The sequence below is a fragment of the Treponema sp. C6A8 genome (genome assembly GCF_000619925.1).
GTDB lineage: Bacteria > Spirochaetota > Spirochaetia > Treponematales > Treponemataceae > Treponema_D.
In genome coordinates this window covers 1-8,241 of record NZ_JHVB01000018.1, presented here as the reverse complement: position 1 = coordinate 8,241, position 8,241 = coordinate 1, and the positions used below count along the sequence as shown (strand labels likewise).

Below are 8,241 nucleotides of genomic sequence, written 5' to 3'. Positions count from 1 at the left end.
ATGCACAGATTGTTCCAGAATTTGTTATACCGAAAATCAATGCTGTGGCAGAATCGGAAAGATGATGCTCTTGTTGATAGTTTAGCACTTTTAGCTTAAATTCTCCGCTAAAATGGCGCGTTGGTTCTGTAAATTTTCCATTCAATTCGTACTGAGCTATCCATTGCTCAATAATGCTATGATGAATACTATACTTTCTTTGAAGTATAAAAGCCCCATAATGCTTTGTCTTATGCTCAAGTATTATTTGCATTTTTAATTCATATGAATATTTTGACATAAAAAATGCACCTCCTAAAGCGAACTTTATTTGTCCAACTTTAGGGGTGCACTTCAAATCCACCGATTTTTTTATTTAACATTCTTTTTATGTTTTAAGTAAAGGCACATGGCCATTGTCATCAGGCCGTGCGGGAATTGGGGAGTTCCCATTCCTTCCATAATTTCATCTTCCGAAAGTTCCATGCAGTTTATAAATTCGTCGGCATCAAGTTCCTGTTTGCCGGTTGCCGTTAAATCTTCTGCAAGAAATACGTGAACGTGATTATTAAAAAGGGCAGGGTTAGGATTTACGCTGCCTAGCTTTGTTAATTTTCCTGCAATGCAGCCAGTTTCTTCCAGCAGCTCGCGTTTTGCGGCCTTTTCCGGTTCTTCACCCTTATCTATTACTCCGCCGGGAAATTCAACGCTTAAAGCTTTTTCTCCGTGGCGCCACTGCTTCACCATAATGAACTTATCTTCTTTTTTTGCTATTACTATTACCCAGTCAGGCGCCTTCATTACAAAATAATCGCCTCTTACCCCGCTTGCAGACTGGTTTGTATATGCCGTCACATCAAATACAATGGTTTTCAAAAGACTTTTTTCAGCAAGTGTCTTCCATTTAAGTTTTTCATCTTCAGAAGTAAAATAATTTTTCATATAGGTCTCCGCATTTTTACTGACGCAAAAATTTTTTGACAGATTGGCTTTTCGATAATATCATAATACATGGAAAATGATTCTGAGTTAACTCTTAAAGGGGGCACATCATGGCAGTTATTACAGTTTCTAGACAGGTTGCAGCGCATGGAGATGAAGTTGCGGCTGAGTTGGCTAAGTTACTCAATTATAAATTCGTAACTCGTAAAGATATTGAAAAACGCATTGTTGAACTTGGTTTCCCTGAGTCAAAAATGCCAAAATATGATGAGCGCAAACCAGGATTTTTTGCTTCTCTTGCAAAGAATCGTGATGAATATTTTAACTACGCCCAGTATGCAATTCTTGAAGCTGCCCAGCAGAAGAATGTAATTATTATTGGACGCGGTGCTTTTGCAGTATTGCAGGGTGTTCCTAATAATATCAGTGTTCGTCTTGTTGCTGATGAAAAGACCAGAATTGAACGCCTTCGCGCTGAATTCAACTGGGATGAAAAGCAGGCAAAGCAGCGTATTCAGGAAAGTGACGCTAACCGGGCTGGCTTTCACAGAAGTTTCTTTAATATAGAAGATAATGACAGCACTCTTTTCCATATGGTTTTGAATACCGGTATGATTCCGGAAGAGGTTGCCGCTGAGCAGATTGCACACTTTGTTGAAAAGACTGTTACTGTAAAGCAGGAAGAAGCCGGCAATAAAATGCTGGAAGAACTGCTTAAGGCACAGACAATCGTAAATAAACTCAGTTTTGAATATCATCTGAATATTGAGTTTGTTCACGCAACTATTGAAGACAAGACTGTTGTCCTTCACGGTGTTTCAGACAGCCCTGGAATTGTGGAGCAGGCCCTTCAGATTATTAAACGTGAAATGCCTGGCTATGACGCAAAGTCTGCAGTCAGCATTATCCATGACTTTAAAGGTTATCAGTAAAACTTTTATAAAGGAAAATAACGCAAGGGAGTAGAGTGTGTGACAAAAACACTCTGATTGTGACGGCCGCGAAAGCGGCCATTTTTATAGTTACTATGCTACAATCAGCGTGTAGCGCGATATCGTGCGGTTTTGGCACACACTCTGCGACCGGGAGTATTTTTACTTTGTTACATTGTTTTTTCTGTCATAATCCTTTATAATTATTTTATTATGAAGCTTTCAAATAAATTCACTCTTACCCGCATCCTTTTGTCACCAGTATTTTTTATTTTGTATTTTCTTCCTATCTGGACTGGCGGACTTTTTGCAAAGGCATCGGTTGTAATTGCAATTCCTCTCCTTTGTTTTATGGAGTTTACAGATTTTCTGGATGGTTTTTTTGCCCGCCGCAACAACGAAGTAAGCGATTTTGGAAAATTATTCGATCCTTTTGCTGACGTAGTTGTTCACTTGGGAACCTTCCTCTGCTTTATGTTCTCTTTTGATCCTAAACTCAGCTACATGAAGCCATTCCTTTTCATTTTGATTTTGTACCGTGAAATGACAATGAACTTTATCCGTATGGTTGCAGTTAAAAAAGGAACTGCAATTGCTGCCCGAAAAGGCGGAAAGTTCAAGACCGTAATGTATGTTGCTTCCGGCTTCTTTGCTTTATTCCTTGAAACTTTGGTTCGCTTTGGAATTCAGCCTGAATGTTTTGCAACTCTTAAGCTTGTTTCCCTCATCCTTTTTGTAATCTGTGTTCTCTGCAGTTACGTTTCATTTATCGACTATCTCATTCACTTCGGTAAATTACTTAAAGACTAACAATTTCTTTAACATATCATTCCAAAATTTATCAAACAACTTATAACTTGCGCATAGGCGCAAGTTATTCAAGGCTACCTAATCTTAGGAAGCTTTTTACTGCCTGTTGCAAGCTTTTCATAAATACTGTATTTTATTAGCATAATTAAAGTTTTTCAGAGGTTTTATATATGACAATTACGTGTCTTGATTTGGAAGGTGTTCTTGTTCCTGAAATTTGGATTGCCTTTGCTGATGCTGTGGGAATTCCTGAACTTCGCCGTACTACACGTGATGAGCCGGACTATGACAAGCTCATGAAGTTCCGTATTAAAATCTTGAAAGAACATAATCTTGGACTAAAAGAAATCCAGGATACAATCAATAAAATCGAGCCTCTTCCTGGCGCAAAAGAATTCCTTGATGAACTTAAGAAGGTTTGCCAGGTAATTATTATCAGCGATACTTTTGAACAGTTTGCTGCCCCTCTTATGGCAAAACTCGGCTATCCTACAATTTTCTGTAACAGTCTTGAAGTTGCAGCAAACGGCGAAATCACCGGATATAAAATGCGCTGTGAGCAGAGCAAGCTTACAACTGTAAAAGCCCTTCAGTCTATCGGTTTTGATACAATTGCCAGCGGTGACAGTTTCAATGATCTTGGAATGATTAAGGCTTCAAAAGCAGGTTTCCTTTTCCGCTCAACAGAAAGCATCATAAAGGAATATCCTCAGTTCCCGGCATTTACAGAATATTCGGAACTCCTTGAAGCTGTTAAAAAGGCAATATAAAAAAATAGTCTGCAATTTTTAAATTCTGTGTTATAATTAACTTCATACTAATTTTTGTACTTTTATTTGTGGCATATGAAGTTAGCGTTTACTATTATTGCATGCATAGAAATTTTCTCTCTTTTTGTTTTGATTTTTTGTTCTTTAAAGAAAATAATCAAGACTAACAGGATTGAACTATCTCTTATCACTACAGTTTTAATAATTGTTTCATCTTATCTTCTCATGTGTTATTCATCGAGAAATGTAAGGGCAATGATTTACGCTTCCGTCTACTTTGCCTCAATGGACTGGATATTGATTTTCCTTTCCATGAGTATTTTGTGGCTTCCTTATTACAGTCAGAAAAGGCGCCTATACTACAGATTCTTTAATGTCCTTGTATTTTTTGCCATCGTCGATACGATTCATCTTTTACTGAACTTTCACTTTAGAAATACTGTTGATTTTATTCCGGTTCATCGTCTAAGCGGAAAAGTTTACTGCTGGCTTTTTATTTTAAAACCTCACTTTGCCTTTCATATGGTCTTCAGCTATTTCCTTGCCTGCACTTTTATTGTTCTTAGTATTGTTCGCGTTGCAAAAATCCCTGTTCTCTTTCAGAAAAAATATTATGCCCTTCTTGGAACTTTCTGTTTGGGCGTTATAATCAACGGATGTTTTTCTGCATTGCACTGGGCTTTTAATTTTTCAGTTTTAATTTATCCTATTGTACTTTATGTTTATCTTTATTTTATCCTGAATACTATTCCAAATGAATTTTCAGGAATTCTGATGGAACAGGTTGCCCTGAATATAAGTACTGCGGTTATCTGCTATGATCTGGAAGGCCGCTGTCTTTTTGCCAACAATATTGCCCGTCTTTTATTCCGTTCGCAGTCAGATGAGAAAAAAAATGTATTCCTTGAGTCTTACTTTCTGCAATGGAAAAATAAGCTAAAAAAAGACGAGTTAAGTGTTTCAATTGAAGATGAAAACTTTATCATAAATGAATGTCTTCACGTTTTTTCGGGAGAGTTTGCCAAGCTGACAGATTTAAAAAATCGTCCGATCGGATATGTTATCAAGCTTAATGATAAAACTGAGTATTTGAATATTCTTGAAAAGGAAAAATACCTTGCGAGTCACGATGCCCTTACAGGCCTTTTAAATAGGGAAGCCTTCTTAAATCTGGCGGAAAAGGAAATCAAGAGCAATCCAGACTGCCAGTATGTTTTTGTCTGCTCTGATATTGATGATTTCAAGCTGATAAATGATATTTTTGGGGAAGAGATTGGAAATGAAATTCTGATAGGTGAAGCAAGAACCTTTGAGCAGATTGATTATGAAGGTTGTATTCACGGAAGAATTAGCGGCGACAAATTTGCCATGCTGATGAAAAAGGAATTTTTTGATGAGCGGGATATTGTAAATCGCTTTGATGTATTCCAGTCAAATTTGAGCAAGAGTTTCCATTATCGTGTCCGCATATACCTAGGCGTTTATGAAATTGAAAATCCAGAAGAAGATATTTTTGCCATGTGTGACCGAGGTTTCGTTGCCATTCAGAAGAACGAGGGTGATTTTGCAAAGCCTCTGAATTATTACGACATGTCCATGGTTCAGAACCTGATTACAGAAAAGACTGTACTTAATGATTTTTCGACGGCGCTTGAACACGGGGAATTTGTTTTTTACATTCAGCCTCAGTTTAATGCAAAGACACAGCGGGTAAATGGCGGTGAGGCTCTTGTCCGCTGGAATCAGCCGGTAAAAGGTGTCCTTAGTCCTAATAATTTTGTTCCTATTCTTGAAAAAACAGATTATATTGCCAGCCTTGATTATTATATCTGGGAGCAGGTTGTCCGCAAGTTGAAAGACTGGAAGGATTCTGGTTTTGAAAACTATTATATTTCCGTTAATATTTCGGCAAAAGATTTCTATTATCTTGATGTTTATGATTCGCTTACCAAGCTGGTAGAAAAATATGGCGTTAATCCTAAAAATCTGAATCTGGAAGTTACGGAAACGATTCTCATGTCGAATGTAGAACACCATCAGAAAATCCTGACAAAACTTCAGCAGTATGGTTTTAAGATTGAAATGGATGATTTTGGAAGTGGTTATTCATCATTAAGTACGCTGCGAAATCTTGTAATGGATGTTCTTAAAATTGATATGGAATTCCTGCGTTCAACTGATAATTATGAGCAGAGCCTTTTGATTATCAACGCAATTATCGATATGGCGAAGGCCCTTAATATGACCGTCATCACGGAAGGTGTTGAACTTGAAAATCAGGCTGATGCGCTGACGGTAATGGGATGTGATATTTTCCAGGGCTATTATTTTTCACGCCCTATTCCTGTTTCTGAATTTGAAAAACGATATCTTTATGCTGATAATACTGCTGAGGGAGGAAATAACTGATGTTTACATTAAAATTTATCTATTCGGTTTCTTCCGCAATCCTCACTTCAATCATATTGTCCTTTATTTTTAACCTTTATAATTCAAAGGTGAACTATATCCGCACAATTACAAAAACCCTGATGATCGGGCTTTTCGTTGTGCCTCTTTACGTTTTCTTCTTTTTCCAGACTAGAGTTGAATATGCAGTCCTGATTGATTCAATTTATTTTATAAGCACTGTCTGGATGGCCTTTTTTATCTTTAAGTTCTGCCTTGAATTTACCGGCCGTGACCAGAAGTATAAAAATTTCTACTGGATATATATCGTACTTGCAATAGCCGACAGTATTCAGCTTCTGATTAATAACTATACTCATCATTCTTTCTGGCTTGAAAGCGCCGTTACTATGGGTGGCTTTATTTACTGGAGCCTTACCCTTACTCCTATTCATTATATTCATCTTGCATTCTGCTATATAATGGTGCTTCAGAGCTTTATTCTGCTTTTGGTAGAAACTATCCGCGCATCGCATTATTACAAGGCAAAATATTTCTGGATTCTCATTACTTATGTTGTAATCATAATTTCAAATATGATCTGCTACTCTGCGGATTTGCCGGTTGATATTTCAATTCTTTTGTACGGCGTATTTGCGGCTTATATTTCCTGGTGTTCTGCTTACAAGGTTCCAAGCAGAATGATTTTGTTGTCTCTGGAACGCGTAAACAGTGTCATTTCTGACGGAATCTTCTATTTTAATGTAAATAATCAGTGTATTTACGTTAATGATTATGTAAAGAAGACTTTTAGCGGCGATGACCGTTTTGGCTTGCAGTATGCAACTGATAAAATGCTGCTCCATCTTAATCAAAACGAAAATAAAGAGCATCTTTTCTGGCAGGAAAAGGAAATAATTAACGGGGAAGAGAGAACTTTCGTTTTTGAATATGAAAGGCTTTATTATTCAAAAGTTCCGATTGGAAGCTTCTTGAAGGTTATTGAAACTACTGACAGGGAAAAAATGGTTGAAAAACAGAGATATATCTCTACCCATGATTCTCTGACAGGTATTTATAATCGTAATAAATTTTTTGAAGAAACTAACAGGATTATAAAGGATGATTCGGATAAAGAGCATTATATGCTTGTTTCCAATATTCAGAATTTTAAGCTTGTAAATGAGATATTCGGACGAAAGGTTGGAGACACAATTCTTAAAATGGAAGCCGAGGCAATTAAAAAGCCTTGCATTGGCCGCACAGATTGCGTGTACGGAAGAATTTCTGAAGACAAGTTTGCAATGTTTGTTCCAAAAGAGGCTTTCAGACCTGAGTATTTTGAGCATTCCGTAATTTCTTTGAGAAAGCTTGTAAAGACAAGTAACTTTACTCTTAGAATCATGCTTGGTGTTTCAGAAATGCACGGATTTTTTGAAAATGCCCAGATTCTTTATGATGAAGCCCTGCTTGCAATAAAATCGATTAGAAATGATTTTTCAAAAAATTACGCTTATTATAGTTCAGATCTTATGGAAAAGATGCTGGTTGAAAAGAACATTGTTTCTGATTTCCCGGATGCCATAAGAAACGAACAGTTCAAGGTTCAGTTGCAGCCAATATATGACAGGGGTGATAAATGCGTTGGCGCAGAAGCCCTTGTAGTCTGGGATCACCCTGAGTACGGAGAAGAGCTGCCAAAAGATTTCTTAAGTGTTCTTGAAAATTATTCTTTGATTCACGTGCTTGATGCCTATGTCCTTGAAAAGGTAATTCAGATATTGAAGTTTTGGAAGGACAACGGAAACCCAGATATGGTAATTTCTGTAAATATCTCGACTAAAGATATTTATCATATGAATATTTATGATGTTGTTACCGGCCTTGTCAGAAAATATGATATTAATCCTGGCAACCTCTATCTGGAATTTAAGGAAACCTTGCTTACTGCGGATGCTGCCGACGCCAAGTCCCTTTTGAGTGATTTGCAGAGATTTGGAATTAAAGTTGGAATTGATAACTTTGGCCGCGGTTATTCTTCATTAAATCTCTTGAAGGATGTAAAGGCAGATTTCTTGAAGATAGACATGCTTTTCCTTTCTGAATCAGAAAATGAAGAGCGCAGCTTTAAGATTCTGAAATTTATTGTTGCCCTTGCAAAGACATTGAAGATGATTGTAATTTCACAGGGTGTGGAATATAAAAAGCAGTATGATATTTTGCACCAATTAAGGTGCGATTACATGCAGGGATTTTATTATTCCAAGCCGATGGGAATAACGGAATTTGAAAAGAAGTTTTTACAATAAAAAAAGAGGCTGCTTGTGAAGTGCACCCCTAAAGTTGGACAAATAAAGTTCGCTTTAGGAGGTGCATTTTTTATGTCAAAATATTCATATGAATTAAAAATGCAAATAATA

Annotated in this window: 6 protein-coding genes and 1 pseudogene; 5 read left to right on the top strand and 2 right to left on the bottom strand. The window is 36.9% G+C overall.

Features of this window, described 5'->3' with window-relative positions:
- Positions 1-280, bottom strand: a pseudogene (locus T530_RS0111920) (transposase); the annotation flags it as partial.
- 71 nt (positions 281-351) lie between these two features.
- Positions 352-921 (bottom strand): NUDIX hydrolase, encoded by a 570-nt coding sequence (locus T530_RS0111915; protein WP_027729207.1) that lies wholly within the window; start codon positions 919-921, stop codon positions 352-354.
- Between the two features lie 110 nt (positions 922-1,031).
- Here T530_RS0111915 and T530_RS0111910 point away from each other — a divergent pair, with 110 nt between their 5' ends.
- The 5 genes from T530_RS0111910 (at position 1,032) to T530_RS0111890 (ending at position 8,130) form a co-directional block, all read left to right on the top strand.
- Positions 1,032-1,853, top strand: coding sequence for an AAA family ATPase (locus tag T530_RS0111910; RefSeq protein ID WP_027729206.1), 822 nt, complete (start codon positions 1,032-1,034; stop codon positions 1,851-1,853).
- A gap of 213 nt (positions 1,854-2,066) precedes the next feature.
- On the top strand, positions 2,067-2,663 hold the full coding sequence (gene pgsA / locus T530_RS0111905; protein ID WP_027729205.1) for a CDP-diacylglycerol--glycerol-3-phosphate 3-phosphatidyltransferase: 597 nt from the start codon (positions 2,067-2,069) through the stop codon (positions 2,661-2,663).
- 170 nt (positions 2,664-2,833) lie between these two features.
- Complete coding sequence (gene thrH / locus T530_RS0111900; protein ID WP_027729204.1) at positions 2,834-3,433, top strand: bifunctional phosphoserine phosphatase/homoserine phosphotransferase ThrH; 600 nt, start codon at positions 2,834-2,836, stop codon at positions 3,431-3,433.
- Between the two features lie 225 nt (positions 3,434-3,658).
- Positions 3,659-5,842 carry a bifunctional diguanylate cyclase/phosphodiesterase gene (locus tag T530_RS14345; RefSeq protein ID WP_197018282.1) on the top strand — a complete coding sequence of 728 codons (2,184 nt, stop codon included), beginning with the start codon at positions 3,659-3,661 and terminating at the stop codon, positions 5,840-5,842.
- Positions 5,842-8,130 carry an EAL domain-containing protein gene (locus T530_RS0111890; RefSeq protein ID WP_027729203.1) on the top strand — a complete coding sequence of 763 codons (2,289 nt, stop codon included), beginning with the start codon at positions 5,842-5,844 and terminating at the stop codon, positions 8,128-8,130. The genes T530_RS14345 and T530_RS0111890 overlap by 1 nt, the downstream gene beginning before the upstream one ends.
- Positions 8,131-8,241: the final 111 nt, after the last annotated feature.